Genomic DNA, 22,603 nt, shown 5'->3' with positions numbered 1-22,603 from the left:
ATGTTTAGCAAAATTTATAAGATTGCCAAAAAATCAACACCCAAAATTTCAAAGACTGAGCAAACTGCTCTTGATGCTGGAGATAATTGGTTTGAGAAAGAAATATTTCAAGGTAAGCCTGACTTTGAAAAATTACATAGTCTAAAAAAGTTTGAGCTATCTGAGGAAGAGAAATCATTCTTGGAAAATGAAACTGTTGAGCTTTGTAAAATGATTGATGACTGGAAAATCAATTATGAAGACAAAGACCTAACTGTAGAGGCTTGGGACTTTATCCGTAAAAAAGGTTTTCTAGGTCTAGTAATAAGCAAGGAGCACGGCGGTAAAGGCTTTTCTGCAGCAGCACATTCAGAAGTTGTAATGAAGCTAGCTACTAAGAGCGTTACTGCAGCAATTTCTGTAATGGTGCCAAATTCACTAGGTCCAGGAGAACTACTAGCACATTACGGTACTGATGAGCAAAAAAAACAATATCTACCAAAGCTTGCAAATGGCGATGAAATACCTTGTTTTGCTTTAACAGGTCCAACAGCTGGTTCTGATGCAACATCACTGCCTGATAAAGGAGTAGTCTGTTATGAAACTTTCAACGGCAAAAAAACTCTTGGCATAAAGCTAAAAAACATCAATAAACGCTATATTACATTAGCACCTATTGCAACACTAGTTGGCTTAGCATTTCAATTGCAAGATCCTGATGGCCTACTGGGGGAAACTGGTTCAGAAGGTATCACTTGCGCCCTACTGCCTCATAACCACAAAGGCTTAGAAATAGGTAAAAGAGGCTTCCCTCTAGCACAAGCATTCATGAATGGATATATTAAAGCTAAAGATGTTTTCATACCTATAGATTGGATTATCGGTGGACAAAAAATGGCTGGGGAAGGCTGGCGTATGCTTGTTGAATGTTTATCTATTGGTAGAGCAATTTCCTTACCTGCTTGTGGTACAGCCAATACACTTATGTCAGCAATTATGACATCTGCATACGCAAATGTGCGTGAACAGTTTAAAGTTCCCATTGCTCAATTTGAGGGAGTCCAAGAAAAGCTTGCTGAAACTGCAGGGCTTGCATATATAGCAAATGCAACTCGTCAATTTACAGTTGCTGCTGTTGATAGTGGAATTCGCCCTTCTGTTTCTTCTGCGATATCAAAATATCATCTAACCGAGATGGGTAGAACAACTATAAATAACTCTATGGATATTCATGGTGGTAGAGCAATTATTATGGGACCAAATAACTACTTAGCAATTCCATACATGGCGACTCCGATTGGAATTACTGTAGAAGGTGCAAACATTATGACTCGTAATCTAATGATTTTTGGTCAAGGTGCGATGAAATGCCACCCATATATCCGTAATGAAATACAAAGCCTAATGGATAGCAATGAAAAAGAATTTTCTTCTAACCTTAAAAAGCATATAGGTTATATGTTTAGCAATGGTGCACGCACACTTTGGTATGGTTTAAGTGGTGGCTTTACAGCACCTGGTTATGATAGCAAGTTTAACAGATACTATAAATCCATTTACCAAATGAGTACAGCTTACTCCTATATCAATGATGTTTCTTTGACAATCTTAGGAGCTGGACTTAAACGCAAAGAAAGATTATCTTCTCGTCTCGGTGATATTATGAGCTACTTATATATGGCAAGTGCTGTTCTAAAATATTACAAAGATAATGGCGAAAATTCTGATGATGATATCTTCGTACAATGGGGTGTGAAATACTGTTTATATAATGCCCAACAATCAATGATTAGTTTATTTAGAAATTTCCCTAATAGATTACTTGGTATTAAAATGAAGTTTTTTGTCTTCCCTTATGGACGTAAGTTTAGAAGACCTTCAGATAAACTAGATGCTAAAATCTGCCAAGAACTAATAGCTAATAAAGGTACTCGTCAATGGATGAAAGATATATGCTATGTTCCAAATGATGATAATGATCCTATAGGTAGAGTTGAGAATGCCTTTTTAGCTATGCTTGAAGCTCAAAATGTAAAAGCAAAAATAGATAAAGCAATGAAAAATGGTGATCTTAATAAAGACTATTGGTGTAATTTGCTTGATGAAGCATTAGAAAAAAATATCATTACTACAGAAGATCATAAGAAAGCAAAATCCATGTCTGAAAAGATTAATAATGTAATTCAAACTGATGAGTTTGATGACTATGCATTAGGGCCTAAAAATGCTCATCCAGAATGGCAAAAAGAAAATAGTGAAAAATAGTTTAAAATGTTGACTCTCAAGGAGGACAAAATGTCAGAATTAGAGAAAAAGTTTGAAGAAATGCTAACAGCTGTTAAAGATGCTACTATAGATTTCAAGCCTGATAATAGCCAAAAATTAAAGCTTTATGCTTTTTATAAACAAGTTAAAGAAGGTGATAATGATACAAAGAAACCTTCGGCATTAAAAATGGTTGAGCGTGCTAAATGGATGGCTTGGGATGCTATCAAAGGCATGTCAAAAGAAGATGCCATGCGTGGCTATTTAAAAATCTTTGGTGATGAATATCTTCCAGAAGGAGAAGATGATAGTCAAAAATCTGATATCGCAAAAAAACTAGAACCTGTTAGACGAGAATCACAACGCCAAGCCATTGATAAAATTGCTGTTTTAGGTGCTGGTACAATGGGAGCTCAAATAGCTGCTCATTTTGCTAATGCGAGATTCCCTGTTGTGCTATTTGATCTAAAATCAGATAAAGAAAATCCAAATTCTATAATAGAAGAATCGCTAGCAAACCTTAAGAAACTTAACCCTGCTCCTTTTGGTTCAAAAGACTCTATTAAATATATTACACCCGCTAATTATGAAGATGGCTTAGAGCTTTTAGAAGATTGTGATCTTGTAATTGAAGCTGTGGCTGAGCGTATTGACATTAAAGAAAGTCTTTACACTAAAATAGCAGGACACATAAAAGAAAATGCCATACTAGCTTCCAATACTTCAGGGCTAAGCATTACGACACTTGCTAGTGTTTTACCAGAGAATCTAAAAGTTAACTTCTGTGGTATACACTTCTTTAACCCTCCTAGATATATGCCGTTAGTTGAGTTAATACCTCATAAAGATACTAACCTTGAAATTCTCGATAAATTAGAAACTTTCTTAGTAGAGAAGCTTGGCAAAAGTATTATCCGTGCTAAAGATACACCTAACTTTATTGCTAACCGCCTTGGTGTATTCTCTATGCTTGTAACATGTCACTACACTGAGAAAATGAACATCCCTCTTGAGATAGTTGATGAACTTACTGGTAAAAAACTAGACCGTGCAAAAAGTGCTACTTATAGAACAGCTGATTTGGTTGGTCTAGATGTGTTATCTCATGTTATAGAAACCATGAAAGATAATCTAGAAGATGGCTGGGAAAGTTTATATGAAACTCCTAGCTGGATTCAAAATCTAGTTGACAATGGAGCACTTGGTCAAAAAACCAAAAAAGGCTTATATATAAAAGAATCAGACGGTATTAAAGTTCTTGATTTAGATACTAAAGAATATCGCCCTTCTGATAAAAAAGCAGATAAAGAAGTTCTAGAAATATTATCTGAAAAAGATTGGGCTAAAAAACTTGAAGGACTTCGTAATTGTGACAATGCCCAAGCTCAATTCTTATGGGCAACATTTAGAGAGATGTTTTTATATGCTGCTCATCTTGTTGGTGATATTTCCAACTTCCCTAAAGATATGGATTTAGCAATTCGCTGGGGCTTTGGCTGGAAACAAGGAATATTTGAAATCTGGCAACTTGCTGGCTGGCACAAAGTGACCAAATGGTTAAATGAAGATATCTCAGCAGGAAAAGCACTATCTGATAATTCTTTGCCTAATTGGGTCAGTGAATTAGAAAATGGTGTATATAAAAATAATAAAGAATTTAGCTTTACAGAAAATGATCTTATATCCCGTGAAAAACTAAGTGTCTATGATAGACAACTTTTCTCAGATAATGTTATTGAACATACTGATGAAGTTGATACAGAGATACTATATGAAAATGATGGTGTTAAACTATGGCAGATGGCCGATTACAAAGGCGTTGGTATATTATCATTTAAGAGTAAAATGTGTTCAATTGGTGATGATGTCTTAGATGGTATCCATGAAGCTATAAACTATGCTGAAGAAAACCTAGATGCCATGGTTATATGGCAATATGATGATATCTTCTCAGTTGGTGCAAATCTTGAGGAATTTGGTATCAAATTCACAATGAATGGTGAAGCTGCTGTTGAAGAAGTTATCCGCAAAGGTCATCAGATAGTTACACAAAAACTTCGCTATAGCAAAATACCAACAGTTGCAGCTGTAAAAGGATTTGCTTTTGGTGGTGGATGTGAAACTATCTTACATTGTGATGCTGCCGTTGCTGCTCATGAAAGCTATATTGGGCTAGTTGAAGCTGGGGTTGGAATTATCCCAGGTTGGGGTGGCTCTAAAGAAATGACTCAAAGAGCTAGCCAAGCTCAAGATCATTGGAAAGACTTTGAAAAACGCTACAAAAACTTAGCTATGGCAGAAGTAGCTAAAAGTGGTTACGAAGCAATTGAGATGGGATTCTTACGTGAAAGTGATACGATAGTAATGAATAGCAAAGAAGTACTAGCTGTTGCACTTAAAAAAGCTCAACTGTTAGCATTTAGTCAATATCATCCTCCCCTAAAACAAAAGATTAAAGTCTTTGGGGAGACTGGGATTGCAACAGTCAAAGCGTTACTTGTAAATATGCGTGATGGTAATCAAATCTCTGAACATGATTATAAAATATCTGTAAACCTAGCTAACACAATGTGTGGTGGAGAAATTGAAAAAGACACAGAGGTTTCTGAAGATTGGCTTTTAGAAAAAGAGTTAGAAAACTTTACAGAACTAGCAATGTCTGAAAAAACAGAAGCTAGAATGAAGCACATGTTAGAAACTGGTAAACCACTGAGAAATTAATAAGGAGCCTACAATGAGTGAAAATGTCTATATAGTAGCTGCAAAACGCTCAGCGGTAACAAAAGCTAAACGAGGTGGTTTTGCAAAAAAACGCCCTGATGAATTACTTGCTGATGTACTAAAACAAACTGTAGCAGAATCAGGAGTTAATCCTGAAGATATTGGCGATATTGTAGTTGGTTGTGCTATGCCAGAAGCCGAGCAAGGTATGAATGTTGCAAGGATATCAACCCTACTAGCAGGCTTACCAGATAAAGTACCAGCCTTTACAATCAATCGTTACTGTAGTTCTGGATTACAATCAATAGCAATTGCAGCAAATGAAATAGCTCAAGGTAATATGGATGTAGCTATTGGAGCTGGTATCGAGAGTATGAGTATGATCCCTATGGGTGGTAATAAAATTTCTTTTTCTAAAGAGGTTTTTGCTAAAGATGAAAATGTAGCTATTGCCTATGGTATGGGAATCACAGCTGAAAATGTAGCTAAAGATTGGGATGTCTCTCGTCAAGCACAAGATGAATTTGCTCTTAAAAGCCATCAAAAAGCTATAACAGCAATTGAAAACGGTTATTTTGATAATGAAATTTTAGATATTAATGTTGATCACCAGCTTCCTGATGAGGAAAATAACAAAATAGTAAACCACAAAAAAATCATCTCAAAAGATGAAGGTGCAAGATCTGACACATCTCTAGAGGCGTTAGCTAAACTAAAACCTGCTTTTGCAGCTAAAGGCTCTGTTACCGCAGGTAATAGCTCTCAAGTCTCTGATGGTTCTGGTGCTGTTGTACTAGTAAGTGAGTCATATTTGAAAAAACACAATCTAAAACCTTTAGGTAAGTTTTTAGGATTTGCTGTAGCTGGAGTTGACCCTCGTATTATGGGTATAGGTCCTGTTGAAGCTATTCCAAAAGTGCTTAAGCAAACAGGCTTAACTATTGAAGATATGGATTGGATTGAGCTTAATGAGGCTTTTGCTGCTCAGTCTATAGCTGTTATTAATGACTTAAAACTTGATGAAACTAAAGTAAACCCTTGTGGTGGAGCTATTGCACTTGGACACCCTCTTGGTGCAACTGGTACTATACTTACAGTTAAGGCATTGCATGGTTTGCATCGTACTGACAAAAAATATGCTATGATTACGATGTGTATTGGTACTGGTATGGGCGCTGCGGGTATTATTGAGGCTTGTTAAAATTAATAATAAACTATAGAACAAACCCATAATAATAAAAGATAGATCAATGATCTGTCACGACAAGCAGAAATATATCATTTCTATAATGCACATCTGTTTGAGCTATTATTTGATAGCGAAATTTTTATAATTAATTTGTAAATATAATATAGGCTAACTAAAATGATAAATTTAGATGATTATACTCCAATCGATTTCCCTTGGAATTTTACCTGCTTTAGTGACACCAATAAAAATCCTTTAGGTATACAACTTCCTTTGTATCATGTCGGTGATCATATGTATACTAACTTCAAATGTTTACCAAACCATGTTGGCTGGGATAATGTGATTCATGGAGGAATTATCGCTCTAATTTGTGATGATATTCTAGGTAAACATGTTTTAAGTGTTAGTAAATCATTTTGTATGACTCGTAATCTTAACATAAAGTACCTAAAACCAACTTACAGTAAATCTGCTCATATATTTAAAACTTCAATTATCCGCAAAGGTCGTACAACAGTGTGGATTAAGGTTGATATCTATAATGAAAAGGGTGATTTATGTGCTTATGCTGATGCTGATTTTGCATTACTAGATGAGCATCATGCAAAACAAAAAGATATTGCAAGCTATAAACTAGATGAGCTTACAAAGCATTTAAAGTAAGTCTAACTTTTTTTAAAGAAGTTCCTTATTTGTCATTTCAGGCAAAAATTTATAAACAATAATTATAAATACAACTATGCATATTCCCATAAAGTATAGTATCGGAGCATACCCATAATTATGAACAAGATCTAAAAATCTAGAAATAAACATACTTTCTATCAAAGCTTTTGATACTAATGCTATAGATATCCCCATACCACGTATCTGTACAGGTAATACCTCTGATAATACAAGCCAAATACATACACCAGGTCCAACAGCTCCTCCAAACACTACCATGATCAATAGATATAAAGCAACCATATTTGAACTATTTGTTATTAAAAAAATCATACAAAATATTGCTAAAAAAGAAATAAGCAATCCACTAAGTATAAGTTTTCTTCTACCAATCATATCAACTAAAAATAATCCAAAAAATGTGGCAATAAGGTTAACCAGTGTCATTGTTGTACCATAGTATGTCGGATTACATTCTAAACATCCTCCTAACTGACCAAAAATAGTTGGTCCATAACTAATAAATACATTTATACCAACAAAACCATTTAATATAGCCATTAAGCTAATTAAAGCTACCGATAAATAATATTTTTGCTTAATTACTATTTTTACAAACTCAACAAAGCCAATCTTATTTTTATTAGTCAATGAGTACTGAATCTTTAATGATAATTGTTCACTTATAGTTAAAGCCTGCTCATTTCTACCTTTTAATATTAACCAAGACGGTGAAAATGGGGCTAAAATACTAATTATAAAAAGAAAGATTGCGAAAGGAATTGCACAAGCAAATATAGATCGCCAACCAAAATAACTAACGAATATACTAGCAAAAAAATTTGCTAAGAATATTCCAGAGACCAAAGACAGTTGAAATGTTGCCATTGCTCGTCCTCTAAACTTTGCCGCACTCGTTTCAGATATATAAACAGGAATAACTGTTAATAAAAAACCAATTGAAATACCCTGCAATAACCGCGATAACATAAGTGTTGTATAAGTTCCTGATATAATCATTAAGACTAGAGAAATTGTAAATAAGAAAGATCCTAAAGATATGACGTTTTTCCTACTTAAATAGTCCATCAAAGGACCGGATACTAGTTTCGAAAGTAATGCTCCAAAAAATACTATACCCGCTATTTTAGATAGTTGAGTAAAATCAAGAGATAACTCATTTTTTATAACAGGAAGAGTCCCTGAAATGACACCTATATCAAACCCTGCACATATTCCTGTTAATATAATTAGTACAATCACTAACTTTTGATACTTAGTTACTAACATAAATTCTCCATAAGAAAAGCTAAAAGCTCATAAGAATTAAGAACTTTATATTTAAAAATAAAATATACTATATAGATATAAGTTTTACTATTATTTTAAATAGAATTTAATAATAAAGTTAGGAAGAAAATCTAAGGTATGACTTTACTTAATTTTTTAGAGCTTTATAAATCTGATCTTTAAGCTCCAATCTTTGTTTTTTAAGATCTTCAATCTGAGTATCTTCAAATTTACCTGAACTCTCTAAATTAAAAATTTCTTTATCAAGATCTTCATAATGCTTCATCTGCTTATTAACATGATGGTCTGCTTTAATATTATGAAGCTGATCTTTTAACTCAGGGAATTCTTTAATTAACGGATGATGTTCTAGCATATGCTATACTCCTAAAAACTTTTGACTTATACTTTAACTTTATACCTCTACACCTATAAAATCAATCAGTTTTACATAGTTTAAAAACTTATTTTCCTAATATCATCAAGAGTCTGGTTAAACATAATATTTCCATTTTCATAATATGTTTCTAACTGTGTATCTGAGTGATATTCTCCAATAGCATAATCATCACCAAGAACTATCGTTTTATAATTACCTTTTTCATCTTTTATAAGATCAAGACGCCCTTGTTTTGATTTTTTAGAAAGGTCTGTAATAGGTTCTTTTTTAACCCCTAATAACTTATCATTTCGTTTGATCGCAGAGCATTTAATTGCAAATTTAAAACTATCTCTATTAATCGATGATTCATGATTTCCTTGTAGTAATGCTCCACCCATTCCAAAAGCTATGTTATCTGCTGAAAACCCATGATTTTTCATCGCTGTAAGTATTTCCTTAACTAAGCTGACACTAACACCATCACCCTGAATAAGAGCAACTTTATCTAAAACCTTGTACCCTTTAGAATTGATAGTACTGCCATAACCTTTATCCAGCTCTTTAAGTGCATATATAATATTATCAATTGCATCACCCGAATCTGGACGAATTACTAAGTTAGCTTTCTTATCTTTCACTTTATCTTTTAGACTAATCCATGTTTGGATAGCTTTTTTAAAATTCCAACTATCTGACACACATGCATATAAAACACTTCTATCACCAAATTGCTCGATCATATTCTCAAAAGCTTCTTTTTCACAATCACTGCCAACACCCCAACTTGTCATTGTAGAATGTTCACTTGCAGATATCGAAAACCCAGCTATTTTCTCACTATAATACTCTCTACACATCTTAAGAGCTGCTAAAGTATCTGTACCTAAAAAATTAGTCAAATGTGCAGCTCCACCGATCCTAGCAGATTCTTCTGAAGAGACTCCTCTATAACCAAAATCATGAAGCATAAAGTCAAGCTTGTCTAAATTTTCAGACGTTTCTAAAAGATACTCTTTAATTACTTGTTTCATATTAAAACTAATAGTTGCTACAGTAGTTGGATACCAAACTTTTAACAATAAAGTTTCTAAAATTCCTGGCAACCAAAATAACTCTTTGTCTGTACTCTCTATAGTCATAAGAGCATTATGTAAAGGCACTAAACTACCTTCTTTTACAGCACGAATTCTAATTGGTAAAAATCCATTATATCCTTTAACTATCTTCTCAAAACCTTCTCGATAAAAAACTAAACCATGCTCTGTTAAAACCTTTTCAGTCTCATCTATCATCTGTTGCGTAATTGGTTGAGATAGATATTTTTTTATATAATACTGTAGCCCAAAAAACCTTGTATAGTCTCCTAAATCCTTATTAGCTGTGCCACGACTTTCTAAATAAAAGTGAAGGTAGTTCGCATCTTTTGGATATTGGAATGGATGGGAATGCTTATAGCTATCTGTCATCAAAAGAAGATTATTATTATAGCTCATTGAACAAGTTATCTAGTAAAAAAACCTAATAAAATAATGTTAACAGATGTCTTATACCAATCCTAATAAATTGGTATATTTATCATAAAGAAATTTACACCTAAATCAACTTTGGATATCCCCAGAATAGCAAAGCTATTAGCAATATCAAAAATATAATTTAGATATAAAAAAATGAGAAAATAGAAATAATTTGAGTTAAGGTTAGCATTACATATAAACTATGCTATTTTCAATGTTAAACACTTTAATCCACCTCCTGCTTTTCTAAACTCGCTAATATCCAAGATTACTGGTTCTATATCAAGTTTGATAAGCTTTTTCTCAAGCTCTTTATCGTGTTGACCCATAAAAAGTTTATCATTTACATAAACGCTATTACATAAATGTTTACTTGCTTGCTCATGGCTAAGTTGTATAGCATTTGGAATATCTTTTGCTATCTTCTGACTTTGTTCATCATAAGCACCAGGATAATATAACACAGCCTTATTACCTAATGGACAGAAAGTCAAATCAAAATCATAAAACTTAGAATCAACAATTTTAATTGATACAACATCCTTATTCAATAATTCAGCTAATTCATGGTGAGATTCTATATCACTACGATAACCATATCCACAGTACAGTTTATTATTATAATTTAATGCATCTCCCTCACCACCCTGATAATGGTTTAGCTTTTTTACTTCATAATTATTATTTTTAAACCATTCTTGAAAGAAAATTTCTTCTTGAGTTCTCTCCTTAGAAATAAACTTAGCACTAATAAATGTTTTTTGATGCACAACACCTGCATTTGCAGTAAATACCATATCAGGTAAATCTGGATGTTGATCTATCAAATTTACTTTTATTCCATTATTTATATATGCTTCATATAAACTATCCCATTGAGAGCGAGCTACTTTTTTATCTGGTCTATTTGACAAACTCATCCATGGGTTTATTTGATATATAACATCAAATGCTGTTGGTGGACACATTAAAACTTCTTTCATAATCACTAATTACCTGTAAAAAAAATATAATCATAAATATATCATAACTTCTTTATAAGTATAATTTTTTTAAATTTAACAATATAAATACACCTGGGTAAGCAGTAATAAGTCTAAATAAGCTTAGAAGTTTTCTTATTAAAATATAGAGCTATAGTGCTGAAAATAAATTCTTAGGATCTTTAATCGGTGGAACCATATCCATTTGGCTACCAATATCATATTTCTCAGCAAGATCTAAAGTTAAGCGCAATGCAGAGAAATCTTCAACTGCAAAGCCTACAGAATCATAAATTGTAATTTCTTTATCATTCTCGCGACCTTTTTTATCACCCTTTAAGATTTCCCAAACTTCAGCATGAAGGACTTGTTCTACTTCTTGAGGAGACAGATTTTGAATCTCTCCTTCAATCATTGATTGCTCTTTGTATTCAACAACTACCTTACCTCTGAATAATATATCCATATCAAGCTCAGTTTTACCAGGACAATCCCCACCTAAACCACTTATATGTACACCATCTTTTACCCAATCATTTTCAATAACAATTGCATGAAGCTTACAAGCTGTACAAACTACGATAATATCAGCATCTTCACAGGCTTCTTTTGCGCTATCGCAAGCTACAAATTCAAGATCCACATCTTTCATATTATTAGCATACTTTTTCATAGCTTCTGGATCTGTATCGAAATACTTAACTGTTTCGATAGGTCTAATTAATTTATGTGCTAAAGTTTGAAATTCACTTTGAGCTCCTGTACCAATTAGAGCCATTGTTTTACTATCTTTACGAGCAAGATAATCAGTTGCTAAAACTGTAGCAGCAGCTGTTCTTAAAGCCGTAAGAACAGTCATTTCAGATATAAGAAGCGGATATCCATATTTAATCTCATTAAGCTGACCTGTTGCAACAACTGTTTGTTTACCCTCAAAAGGATTTGCTGGATGGCCATTTACACATTTATATGTGAAAAGTTTATTATCTGCTGTTGGCATAAGTTCTAATACACCACCAGGGACATGTGCTGCATATCTAGGTGATTTATCAAATTCATTCCATCTAATAAAATCTTCTTTTGTATATTGAACCAAATCTGTTATAAAGTTATTAAAACCATGTTTTTCTACTATTTTTGCCATATCTTGGACTGATAAAATTCTCATATTACCTCCCGTAATCCCTAATTAATGTTGTATCATTGTAGTTTAGATATTTAACTCTTTCAAATGTTCATGCTTATTTAAACTAGTAAATCAAAGCAAACACCATAAACACTATACTTATAATAAATATGAAACCTCTTGTTCTTTTACTTCCATGAAAAAAATAAGACCCTCCCTTATTATACTTATCAAATAACTTATAAGATACACTAGATGGCAAAGCTACAGAATATCCTATACCTGCAAAGCCAGATACAGCCAGAGCCATTACAAATATATCATCAAAATACATTGCTATAATTAAAGATGGTATTAGTGCTATAGCTGCTGCTATTAACCTACCTGATACTTTAGTATTTAGTTTTAATGCATCAATCCAAAAATCAATAAAAGCTATTGATACCGTTAAGAATGATGCAAACAGTGTTACATTTAAAAATATATCTAATGCTGTTACAGCAATAGAGTCACCTGTATTATCTTTAATTATGGCAACGAGTTGACCTAATGTTGGCTTATCTATAAATACTTGAGACTCTCCAGTATGATTTATAAATCCAGATACAGCTATTATCCAAAGTAAATATATGACACAAGTAAGAATAGTACCTGTTAAAATAATTGTTTTTATTTCTTTCTTGTTTTCAGGTCCAACATAACTCACAATACTAGGCAATATTGATTGATATGAAAAAGCCAGAATAATAATAAGAGATGCCTCAGCTAAACCTGAAAAATTAATAGGAACCACAAATAAGCTTTTAATATCTATATACTTAGATAGAAGATATATTACCAAAACTAATGAGGCTAACTTAATAAGCATAATAAATCTATTTATATGCTCCGAATATTTCATACTATAAACAAGCACTATTGCGAGCACTCCTGTAAATAATAGCTCCATACTACTAGGACTTAAGCAGGAGTAAAGATTTATATTACAAGAGCTTGATCCAATCAAAGATGGTACTGCTCCAATATATGCTGTTAATGTTGCATATATAGCCACTGAAAAAGCTAATATTGCAATTATTTTACCAGGCATACCAAATGCTTCATAAGCTAGAGAAGTATAGTGATTTCTATATGGAGGTAACTTTGTACTAACCTCAACTACCAAGAGTCCTGATATTGTCATCAAGATATACATAAATATAGTCAAAACAATTGTTGCAATTATACCTAACTTAAAAGCCACAATAGGCAGAGCAAAAATACCTCCACCAATCATTGAACTTATAACAAGCAATATACAACCAAAACACTTAAGGTAACCTACTTTATTTATCATAAAAGACTCCACTAGAAAATAATTAATAAAAAACTTCTGCAACCATACATCTAGCACTTCCACCACCAACGGCTTCGATATTCTGAATATCTGATACTATACAGGTTACATATTTATTGATTAATTCTAGCTGAGTTTGAGTAAAACCTTTTTTTGCTGTTTCAGACAGTATCAAGAATGATTTGTCATGCTTATTTTTAACTTCTAGAACATTCCCACACATTTGATACATTTGCTCAATTGATATATCAATAATTTTCTTATTTGAATGTTCTAGATTTTGAATTACAACATCTCTTTCTTTATTTGATTTAATAGATTCTAAACAAACTATAGCTAAATGCTCGCCTATGCTCAGCATTACATTTGTATGATAAATTGGGCCTTTTTTATCAAAGCTTGTGAATGCAATTAATTTATACCCTAATTTGTCACAAACTACTTGTGCCAACTCCACATCAGCTCTAGGAGATATCGACATATAAGCAGTTTTATATTCATGATCAAATATAAAAACACCTGTACCCTCTAGTGCTTTTGAGTAACTTCCTCTTAAATCCAAGACCTTATAATCAAGTTTTGTAGTATCTTTTAAATGCCTAAGTAGATTTTCAACCTGAACTTCTTTACGCCTATTTTGTGTATACATTGGATAAATAAAGACATATGGTTGATTATCAATAATATGAGTTGAAAACCAATTATTTGGAAAAACTGCGTCTGGAGTATCTAGATTTGAATCTAAAACAACAACATCTATATCATTTGATTGGATGTTTTTTACCATATTATTAAACTCAGCCATTACTCTAGCTTGTAACTCTTCATTAGATATAGCTAATTTATTTTGAAAAGCATTATTAACGGATGTTTCTTGATTAAAGCAAAAATATGTAGGCTTAACCATAACTACGGTATCTGTAAGACATTTACTATTCATAACAGTATTTTTAAGATAATTATAATAATCACTATATATACCTATTTATCAAAATTCCAACAAATATACCAACTTTATTATTAAATCATCTTTCAAAGTTAAAAAATATAAGCAAATATACTATAAAGTTTCATTTAATAAAACTCTTATGAAATGACCTTCCTTTGTTATCCATACAAGAGTTATCTCTTGAGGGTTTATTGTTACCTTTTCTGCTGAATTATTAACTTTTAGAGTATAGTCTCCTGCTAACAAAGTTGTAGAAAATAAATCAACATTTTTGGGTAAAAGGTTCCAGCTACGCTGATCAGCTCGAGTTGTTGCTAAATTATAAACTGATGTACCTATTGCCGCTAATGCTGCATAATCACCTGAAGATCTTATAGCAGCCACAGAAATAGCTGTTTTTGTCACCAATCTCAAAATTTCTCTAGTAACGATGGCAGGATATTGATCTGATAATGATTTAGCAGCCATTGCTGTAGTATCTACTAATAAAGAGGTTTTACCTTGATCAACTAACTCTTTATCATTATAGACTTGTATATTTGCGTTTGGAGTTAAACTATACGACTTATAATATGGCAAAGATACTTTTTGTACACCAGCTTGCTGAAAGAATATTGTAATTGGTAAATCAAAGCGCTGAACAGGTTCAACCCAACCACTTTCATATATTACAACAAGTTTACCTTTACCTTGAGGATATACAAGACCTCCTCTATCAAAAGCATTTTTAATCTGCTTATAATCCTTTTGAACATAAGGATTATTTGGCACAACGTTTAAAGCATTACTCATTGATAGATTTGCATTATTTAGATCTGTATCATAAGACTGGTAGATTAAAGCTTCTAGATAATATCCAAAAGCATTTTCATAGGAGTTATTAACTTTATTAGCTATACTATTTAGCTGTTTATATTCTTTAGAACTTGAAATACTTGAAGAAACTTGACTAGAGTTAACATGTCTAAACTCTTCATAGTTTCGACCTTGGACTTTATCAGCTAAATCTTTTGATTGAAATGTTGCATATTGTGCATATGATAGGTTTCTAATACTTACAGCAGCATTCTCTAGATCGTGCTGCCTTAAATAATTAAGCGCTTGATATGCATATAAGAATGTAATCTCATAGTCAGATATATAGTAATATCTCTCCTTATCACTTAAAAGAGTTGCTTGAGTATTTTTAAGAACATTCCTAACCCTTATCTTAGCTTCTGCTTCTGATTTAGCAACATATCTTGTAGCTTGACTATATTTCTGTTGAGACAAGCTGGTATTTCCTAATAACTGCTCAAAACGTCCTGTTTCTAGAAAGCCTATCGAAGCATTAACACCATCATCACCAAAAGTTTTTAAAAACTTTGCTTCAATTGGCTTATATTGACCAGATTCGATAGCTTTTTTTGCATTATCAACTTTTGTTGGGTGACTACCACTAAAAGTAGCGCAACTAGAGATAATAGTACAAAGAGCAAATAAAAATACTATTTTTAGTTTCATAGGTGTTATTATTTAGCCAAGTAAGCTCTTGAATTTTTTTGAATTTTACTCAAACTGCCGCCTATAACAATACCTACTGAATATTTAGGCATGACATCTATAATTCTGACCTTTGCAAGCACTTTTGAATCTAGGACTATATGCTGACCTGTTGAGTCATCAACTGTAGTTCCTCCTTTTTGACGAACCTCATAAACACTACCTTTAATGACCCTATTACCACCTTGGTTAAAGTACACCTCACCATCATCAACTTTTAATACCTGAAGAGGATATATCGCTCCAACAACTTGATCTGCAATTGTTCTACCAAATTGCTCACCTAAATAATTTAAAACTTGAGAATAATTTCCATCATCAGAATCTAAATATTCATTAGCAATGTTTGTAGGAACATTAATAGTAACAACATTTGACCATTTAACTTCCATTGTAGCTAATTCAACTACTCTATATGCAACTGTTGCAGAAACTTTCCAAGTTGTAAATTTTTCACCATAATAAGATGACTTTTTCTTGTTTATGTTTAATCCTAAAATATCACCAGTAAGTATAAAATCTGCTCCTATTTTCTGATTCAACTTATCACTATCGTTATTAGTGTTAGAATTCATAATACGCTGAATTTCTTTCTCATAAGCTTTTTCATCATTAGCATTACGATTTGATACTCTAAACTTTCTGGATTGAGTTATCTGTGCAATTATAACTTGGTTTAACCCATCTTTTAATTGCTGGGCACTAATATCAGCACTGATACTAGCTCCCTTAGCATCAAAAGGTAAAATAGCTAGCTTAAACATGTTCAAACTACTACGCTCATCGACACCTTTATAGCTATTTGAGATCTTATTGCTAACAGTAGGGTCTGAAACTGTACTTCCTGATGCTACTTTTTCGTTAGCTACTAAGAGCTGAAAAGACATAAATATAGTTAAGCAAGAAATTATAAATTTTCTCATGAAAATAGTCCTAGAATTGATTTAAATACTCATTATCATCACTTTGTCTAATAATTGTCTTTCCATCTAAAGAACTGTCACCAGTTTCTTCTTTCTTAGCATTTTGCTTACGATATTCATCATAATTGAAGTTTTTAATCTTATTAGCTGTTGCTACCTGCTTAGGATCCCATTTAAGAACAACGCCATAAACAGTATTTTCTGTACTTGGTAATTTATAACGCCATCTTTTAACTGTTTTCAAACCAACAATATCTAAATTGGCTTTAGATTGATAGTAAGTAGATAGTGTTTTTTCAATATCTGAAGAATCTACTCTACGAGTTTGTTGAGTTTTAGTATTTTTAGCTAAAGTGCTAGATATATTCTCTGACATTGTCAAAGCTTCTTTTGTAGACATTTGACCAGCTATTAAAGTAACAAGATTTGCTCTTGCCATAATGGCAGCTTGTTTATAGCCATAGTCACCTGCCGATACACCTTGGATACTTGGACCATTATATGAACCTTGACCATATGATAAGATATAAGGTTTGTTATCTTCACCAAAACCAATTCTGATACCATAATCACCCATCATGTCTTCACCTGATTTATCTTTATATAAATCAGAAGATGATTTACCACCTTTACCTACTACAACAGGCTCATTACCATGTTTAATATCTTCAAACATGCCCTTAATCTTGTCAGAATAGATAACTACAACACCAATAGCTGCGTTACCATTTTTCTCAACAACAAATGTTTTAATTGGTAATAATCCTGATAAATTCCCAAAACCAGTAGTTAAACTCTTAACTGTCATTTGCTGACTTAGAAGTGCTTTTTTCTTTTCTTCAGGTGTAGCAAAGTCATCTGGATTTAAACCTTGTTCTTTAAGTTGACTATTTAGCTTCGCCTCATCTAAAGCTTTTTCTTTGGCATCAATAGCTGCTTGTGTACCTTCTTTTGGTTTATCAGAATCTGTATCAATCTGATTAGCACTAGACCCTTGTGTACTATCCACACTCATGCTCTTATCAACTTGTGTATTTGCTGATATAAAAGAGATATACTCTGCTTGAGCTTTTATTAAAGCTTTCTCAAAAGCAAGCTGAGCACTATCGACATAGTTTGAATTCGTTTGATTCATAGAGGCCACACCTATTGCAGACCCTACATAATCGTATTTATCTCTTAGATTATTTTGATCAATGTAACCCTCCATTACATCACTCAAAATTTCTTCAGCTGATCTTTTGTCCTCTGTTTTTTGCTCAACAGGTTTAGACTGTGAAGAAATCGCATCATTTAAGTTTGCAACATTTTCACCCATATCAACTTTTGACTGATCTTGAGTTTGCTCAGTAGTAGCTTGAGAATCTGCTGTTGTTTCATCTGCTGCAAAAGCTCCACTAACTAAAAATGATGATGCTATTAATGATGTTAAAATTTTCTTTTTCATATCAGTTCTCTCCTTTCATAACCCTAAATACACTAGGATAAACTTATTTCCATATTATTGTATATTACCAACCAAATGTTGACTTAGTTTGAGACTTACGAATCTGTTTATCATCTTGCCAAACAACTAAGCCTGTTTTTAGATCCATCATCTTCAATGTTGCTAAGAAGAACTTAGATCTCTTATTACCATCAACATTAGTATTATCTATATCTTGAATAGCTCCATAAACCATATATCTAGCACCTATATGCTGACCTATCTTAGTTGCTGTACTTTGATCAACCATACCACTATTTGCTTGATAACCAAGCTGTTCTCGAACATTTTTAATTTGAGACATATCTGTCACTTGGAATAATCCAGATTTTATAATCTGAGTCTGAACAGTATTTGATAACATTGTTGTATTAATATGCTCACGAGTCTCATTACGTATATTACTGAAGAATAACGTTGGAGTATCCATCGCAGTAATTTTCTTAACCCCTCTTGAATTAAGCATATCTTCAGCCATTTTATTAGTAATTGACTGCAAATCTGTTGAGCTAAAATTTATTGAAGTAGTATCAACACCGTTTGGATCTTCATATGCAACTGTTGTTTTTCCACACGAACTAAGAGCCACAGTAACACCTACGATACTTAAAATAGTTAAAATATTTTTTTTCATACTGATAGTTATTAAAAAATTATCTATACTGCGATTATAACAAAAATATTTACGAATGTTATTGATTATTAAATAGTAAAAATCACTTTATTGGCTGACTCATTACATAAATACAGACTGAGCCTATCTGTCTTATGGAATACTCTTTAAAATTTTCTTTCACATAACCTTCAACAATCTCATATGTATCATTCTCATTATCAAAAATGCCTTTTGAATTAAACTTAGTTACGACTTTAACAGCTAACTTAGAGTCGTAATCATTAATTATTGTTGCACCAAAAGCTATCCCACTAGGCTTAAGCATTTTGGCAATATTCTTAAAAACCATTTGCTTATTACCGTTATCTGGTAAGCAATGAACTAAGTAGTTACAAGATATAGAATCAAACTGTGAATTAAACTCATCTGAAACATCTTCAAGAATATCAATTTTATAAGTTAAAACGTCTTTATCCTTAAGTATCCTTTTTACATAATCTAGACAATTAGGATTTAAGTCTATTAGAGTAACTTTTTCTAATTTATCAGCAACTTTATTTAGATAAAATCCTGAACCAACACCAATATCTAAATGATTCTTTGAAACATTATCTTCATATAACTCTAATAAATTTGAAGTTTTACATTTCCATAGAAAAGTATTATTAAAAAATAAAACAATGAAATTATATAGTTTTAACATTAACCTTGAATAGACTTTTTGTCCATCATATGTAGTCTTATCCACTTATCATTCAACCCTTTAGTTAATTACCAAAACATGTTTGAACGCATTGGCTTAATAGCAAAAACGACTATCAAAATAGCATACACATACCATGGTACAATAATAAGTACCGGAACTAGTACAACGATCATACATCCAAAAAAGAACTGACTAAAAAACAATAGTACCTGATATGATGGCTTATTTGTCTTAAGATACATTCTAGCTTTTTCGATATATGATCCCTCAAATGAAAATAAATGAATCACAATAGGAAACGCTGCTGTTAAAAACATTAGCAAGTAAAATATCCAGCTTACATTAGTCAGAACCAGATAATTAGTTGCTACTAATAAACCAACTAGAAAATATACTATTTTAACTAATGCTATATCCACTAGTGAAAATTGTTGTAGTTTTTCTGATAAGAACTCTTCTTCGTACATAAGCTACTCCTTAATTTAGTAGTTTATTCACTTATAATAGTAACTTATGTAACAAAAATTTTAAATATGACTAGTCTTCAATTTTTATATTCTTTAGCTGATCTGCTGGCACTTCTTTTTCTACAGTTTGAATATTGCCATTACTATCTTCTGTTTTTTTAACAATTTTTGCAGTTTTACCATCTGAGTTTATGGTAATCGAACTAAATTTCTTGAAGACTTTTGGTTTAGCATCTCCAGATTGAACCTGCATTTGGGCAATATTCTGATCAATTCCTGCTATCATTTTGTTAAAATGATCATCTAACATATGCTGTTGCTGTTGGAAACTTTGCATCATTTGCTCAACAGGATCTGTATTCGACTCAGTTTGTTTATTAACAGACTTTTGATTAACCCAACCAACTTTACCATCTTTCTTATCAACTATTTCGACCCAGTCACCTTTTGAAAAAATCACCTGATATTGTGAACTCTGATCATCTATTTTTGCTATTTCTTTGGATTTTGTATCAGGCTTTTCATACATAGAGTAATTTTCAGCATAGACACTAGAAATTACAGACAAGCCAAACATTAATACTAAAATTTTCTTCATATTAATCTCCTTTTTTGTTGTCAAATATTCTACACATAAATTTACATTTTATTAAATAATGTTTACAGTTTATTTTTTCAAGTAAGCTAGTAATTTATCCGCTATAATTAAAATATATCAAAACTTATATAGTCTTAAAAATGAGTGGCACTCCTAAAGTTCTAGTTGCTGATGATGATAAACAAATAGCGAAATTCATAAAAACAAAGTTTGAAGAGAATAAAATCGACACAACTGTTGCTTATGACGGTAAGGAGGCTCTTTTCCTTATAAACACGAATGAATATGATGTGATAGTTATTGACTGGATGATGCCATACTTAGATGGAATATCACTGCTAAAAATTCTGCGTAAACAAGAAATCACAACTCCTGTAATCATCCTTAGTGCTCTTGATAGTACTGAGAGCAAAATTGAAGGTTTAAAATCAGGAAGTGATGATTATCTTACAAAGCCTTTCTCTATTGATGAGCTAATGATTCGTGTTAATATTCTCTATAACCGAACTAAACAGATTGCTGAAGCGAAATCATATAAACTGACTTGTGGAGATATCATCCTTGATGAGCTAGCTCACGAAGTCTGCCGTAATAATGAACATATATTGCTACAACAGAGAGAATATAAGGTTCTACATTTACTTCTTAAGCATAAGAATGAAGTAGTCAGCAAATCAATGATTCTTAAAGAAGTCTGGGATTATGATTTTGACCCTCAGACTAATGTAGTTGAAGTACATATTTCTCGCTTACGCAACAAACTCACAGAATGTGGGCTTTCAGACCCTATCAAAACTATTAGAGGTTTTGGATATGTCATCCAAGAATAACGAAAGTAATTTAAACAACACTATACAACGAAGCTACATCATTAGCTCAAGCTTCAAAATGGCGATGTTGTTTACAATACTTCTTGGACTTAGTATTACATCTTGGATATATATAATTTACTCAGCTCTTGGTGATAAAGTTCTAAATCATATCTTTCCTCTTTTGATAGGAATACTTTGTACTCTTAGTGTTGTAGTCATTAGTTACTTAATTAGTGTCTTTGTGGTAAAAAAAATTAACTATATCGCAAGTTCAGCTGCTTCGATTGTCAATACACAAGACTTCAGTCAAAGAATCCAGTCAAATACAAACTGGGATGATCTTAGCAATCTTGGTTGTATATTAAACATCTTATTTGCCAATATTGAGGAGCTTTTAGTTGATATAAAAAGTGTCTCGAATAATATTGCTCATGATTTAAAAACCCCTCTTACAAGGTTAAAAAACAGGTTAGAAATTCTCGCTCAAAACAACCCAAATAATGAAACTGTTGAAGCGCTAAAAGAATGTGACAAACTTCTAGAAATATTTAATAGCTTACTTAGATTAAATAGACTTGAACATGGTCGCGAAAGTTTATCTAAGAAACGTATTGATATAAAAAATATTATAGATGATGCCATTGACCTATATGAGCCAATATTTGAGCAAAACAATATACTGCTAAATATAGATGTGGAATCTAAAATACTCAATATTGATAAAAATCTTATATTCCAGAGCATCGCAAATATTTTGGATAACTGCTACAAATACTCTCCTCAAGATACACAGATTTCGATTCACACTAAGATTCAACAATCAAAATATATCATTGAATTTATAGATCAAGGTGATGGGATTAATGAAGAAAATGTAGACAAGATTTTTGATAGGTTCTTCAGAGAAGAAAAAAGCCGCTCCCAAGCAGGTAACGGTTTAGGCCTCCCATTAGTTAAAAAAATAATTCAACTACATAATGGAAATATCAAAGCTCAAAATAATATATCTAAAGGCCTTAAAATCACTATTTCACTTCCGTTACATTAACA

Annotated in this window: 20 protein-coding genes; 6 read left to right on the top strand and 14 right to left on the bottom strand. The window is 32.2% G+C overall.

The window, feature by feature from the left end:
* The 4 genes from QI37_RS08460 to QI37_RS08445 all read left to right on the top strand — a co-directional run bounded on the left by QI37_RS08460 (position 1) and on the right by QI37_RS08445 (position 6,820).
* Positions 1–2,244: an acyl-CoA dehydrogenase gene (locus QI37_RS08460; protein ID WP_040010373.1), complete on the top strand. Its 2,244-nt coding sequence runs from the start codon at positions 1–3 to the stop codon at positions 2,242–2,244.
* Positions 2,245–2,274: 30 nt separating this feature from the next.
* The gene (locus tag QI37_RS08455) at positions 2,275–4,965 is read left to right on the top strand and encodes an acyl-CoA-binding protein (protein ID WP_040010372.1); all 2,691 of its coding nucleotides are present in this window, start codon (positions 2,275–2,277) and stop codon (positions 4,963–4,965) included.
* Between the two features lie 13 nt (positions 4,966–4,978).
* Entirely contained in the window at positions 4,979–6,166 is a 1,188-nt protein-coding gene (locus QI37_RS08450; protein WP_040010371.1) for an acetyl-CoA C-acyltransferase, read from the top strand.
* Positions 6,167–6,331: 165 nt separating this feature from the next.
* Positions 6,332–6,820, top strand: a complete 489-nt coding sequence (locus QI37_RS08445) for a PaaI family thioesterase (RefSeq protein ID WP_040010370.1) — start codon at positions 6,332–6,334, stop codon at positions 6,818–6,820.
* 12 nt (positions 6,821–6,832) lie between these two features.
* Here QI37_RS08445 and QI37_RS08440 read toward each other — a convergent pair whose 3' ends face one another.
* From QI37_RS08440 to QI37_RS08375, 14 genes are all read right to left on the bottom strand, one after another.
* Entirely contained in the window at positions 6,833–8,113 is a 1,281-nt protein-coding gene (locus tag QI37_RS08440; RefSeq protein WP_040010369.1) for an MFS transporter, read from the bottom strand.
* A gap of 148 nt (positions 8,114–8,261) precedes the next feature.
* Positions 8,262–8,489 carry an HP1242/YdcH family protein gene (locus QI37_RS08435; protein WP_040010368.1) on the bottom strand — a complete coding sequence of 76 codons (228 nt, stop codon included), beginning with the start codon at positions 8,487–8,489 and terminating at the stop codon, positions 8,262–8,264.
* A gap of 80 nt (positions 8,490–8,569) precedes the next feature.
* Positions 8,570–9,988 (bottom strand): nicotinate phosphoribosyltransferase, encoded by a 1,419-nt coding sequence (locus QI37_RS08430; RefSeq protein ID WP_040010367.1) that lies wholly within the window; start codon positions 9,986–9,988, stop codon positions 8,570–8,572.
* A gap of 221 nt (positions 9,989–10,209) precedes the next feature.
* Positions 10,210–10,992, bottom strand: a complete 783-nt coding sequence (locus tag QI37_RS08425; RefSeq protein ID WP_040010366.1) for a dimethylarginine dimethylaminohydrolase family protein — start codon at positions 10,990–10,992, stop codon at positions 10,210–10,212.
* Between the two features lie 151 nt (positions 10,993–11,143).
* Complete coding sequence (gene ocd, locus QI37_RS08420) at positions 11,144–12,160, bottom strand: ornithine cyclodeaminase (protein ID WP_040010365.1); 1,017 nt, start codon at positions 12,158–12,160, stop codon at positions 11,144–11,146.
* A gap of 82 nt (positions 12,161–12,242) precedes the next feature.
* A complete protein-coding gene (locus QI37_RS08415) occupies positions 12,243–13,454 on the bottom strand; it encodes an aromatic amino acid transport family protein (RefSeq protein ID WP_040010364.1) in 1,212 nt (403 codons plus the stop codon).
* Positions 13,455–13,476: 22 nt separating this feature from the next.
* A complete protein-coding gene (locus QI37_RS08410; protein ID WP_040010363.1) occupies positions 13,477–14,394 on the bottom strand; it encodes an arginine deiminase-related protein in 918 nt (305 codons plus the stop codon).
* A 120-nt stretch (positions 14,395–14,514) separates the two neighbouring features.
* Positions 14,515–15,906: a COG3014 family protein gene (locus QI37_RS08405; RefSeq protein ID WP_040010362.1), complete on the bottom strand. Its 1,392-nt coding sequence runs from the start codon at positions 15,904–15,906 to the stop codon at positions 14,515–14,517.
* Between the two features lie 8 nt (positions 15,907–15,914).
* On the bottom strand, positions 15,915–16,868 hold the full coding sequence (locus tag QI37_RS08400) for a CsgG/HfaB family protein (RefSeq protein ID WP_040010361.1): 954 nt from the start codon (positions 16,866–16,868) through the stop codon (positions 15,915–15,917).
* Positions 16,869–16,878: 10 nt separating this feature from the next.
* Entirely contained in the window at positions 16,879–18,315 is a 1,437-nt protein-coding gene (locus QI37_RS08395) for a DUF6844 domain-containing protein (protein ID WP_040010360.1), read from the bottom strand.
* A gap of 64 nt (positions 18,316–18,379) precedes the next feature.
* Entirely contained in the window at positions 18,380–18,988 is a 609-nt protein-coding gene (gene lpoB / locus QI37_RS08390; protein WP_040010359.1) for a penicillin-binding protein activator LpoB, read from the bottom strand.
* 82 nt (positions 18,989–19,070) lie between these two features.
* Positions 19,071–19,718 carry a class I SAM-dependent methyltransferase gene (locus QI37_RS08385; RefSeq protein ID WP_040010358.1) on the bottom strand — a complete coding sequence of 216 codons (648 nt, stop codon included), beginning with the start codon at positions 19,716–19,718 and terminating at the stop codon, positions 19,071–19,073.
* A gap of 23 nt (positions 19,719–19,741) precedes the next feature.
* The gene (locus QI37_RS08380; protein WP_040010357.1) at positions 19,742–20,143 is read right to left on the bottom strand and encodes a hypothetical protein; all 402 of its coding nucleotides are present in this window, start codon (positions 20,141–20,143) and stop codon (positions 19,742–19,744) included.
* Between the two features lie 70 nt (positions 20,144–20,213).
* Positions 20,214–20,741: an SH3 domain-containing protein gene (locus tag QI37_RS08375; RefSeq protein WP_040010356.1), complete on the bottom strand. Its 528-nt coding sequence runs from the start codon at positions 20,739–20,741 to the stop codon at positions 20,214–20,216.
* 140 nt (positions 20,742–20,881) lie between these two features.
* Here QI37_RS08375 and bfpR point away from each other — a divergent pair, with 140 nt between their 5' ends.
* Positions 20,882–21,571 (top strand): two-component system response regulator BfpR, encoded by a 690-nt coding sequence (bfpR, locus tag QI37_RS08370; RefSeq protein WP_040010355.1) that lies wholly within the window; start codon positions 20,882–20,884, stop codon positions 21,569–21,571.
* Positions 21,555–22,601, top strand: a complete 1,047-nt coding sequence (locus tag QI37_RS08365; protein ID WP_040010354.1) for a sensor histidine kinase — start codon at positions 21,555–21,557, stop codon at positions 22,599–22,601. Before bfpR ends, QI37_RS08365 begins: the two co-directional genes overlap by 17 nt.
* Positions 22,602–22,603: the final 2 nt, after the last annotated feature.

Origin of the sequence: Candidatus Francisella endociliophora (assembly GCF_000764555.1) — a bacterium.
GTDB classification, from domain to species: Bacteria; Pseudomonadota; Gammaproteobacteria; order Francisellales; family Francisellaceae; genus Francisella; species Francisella endociliophora.
The sequence above is the reverse complement of the archived record's forward strand: the minus strand, read 5'-3'. Positions and strand labels throughout refer to the sequence as shown.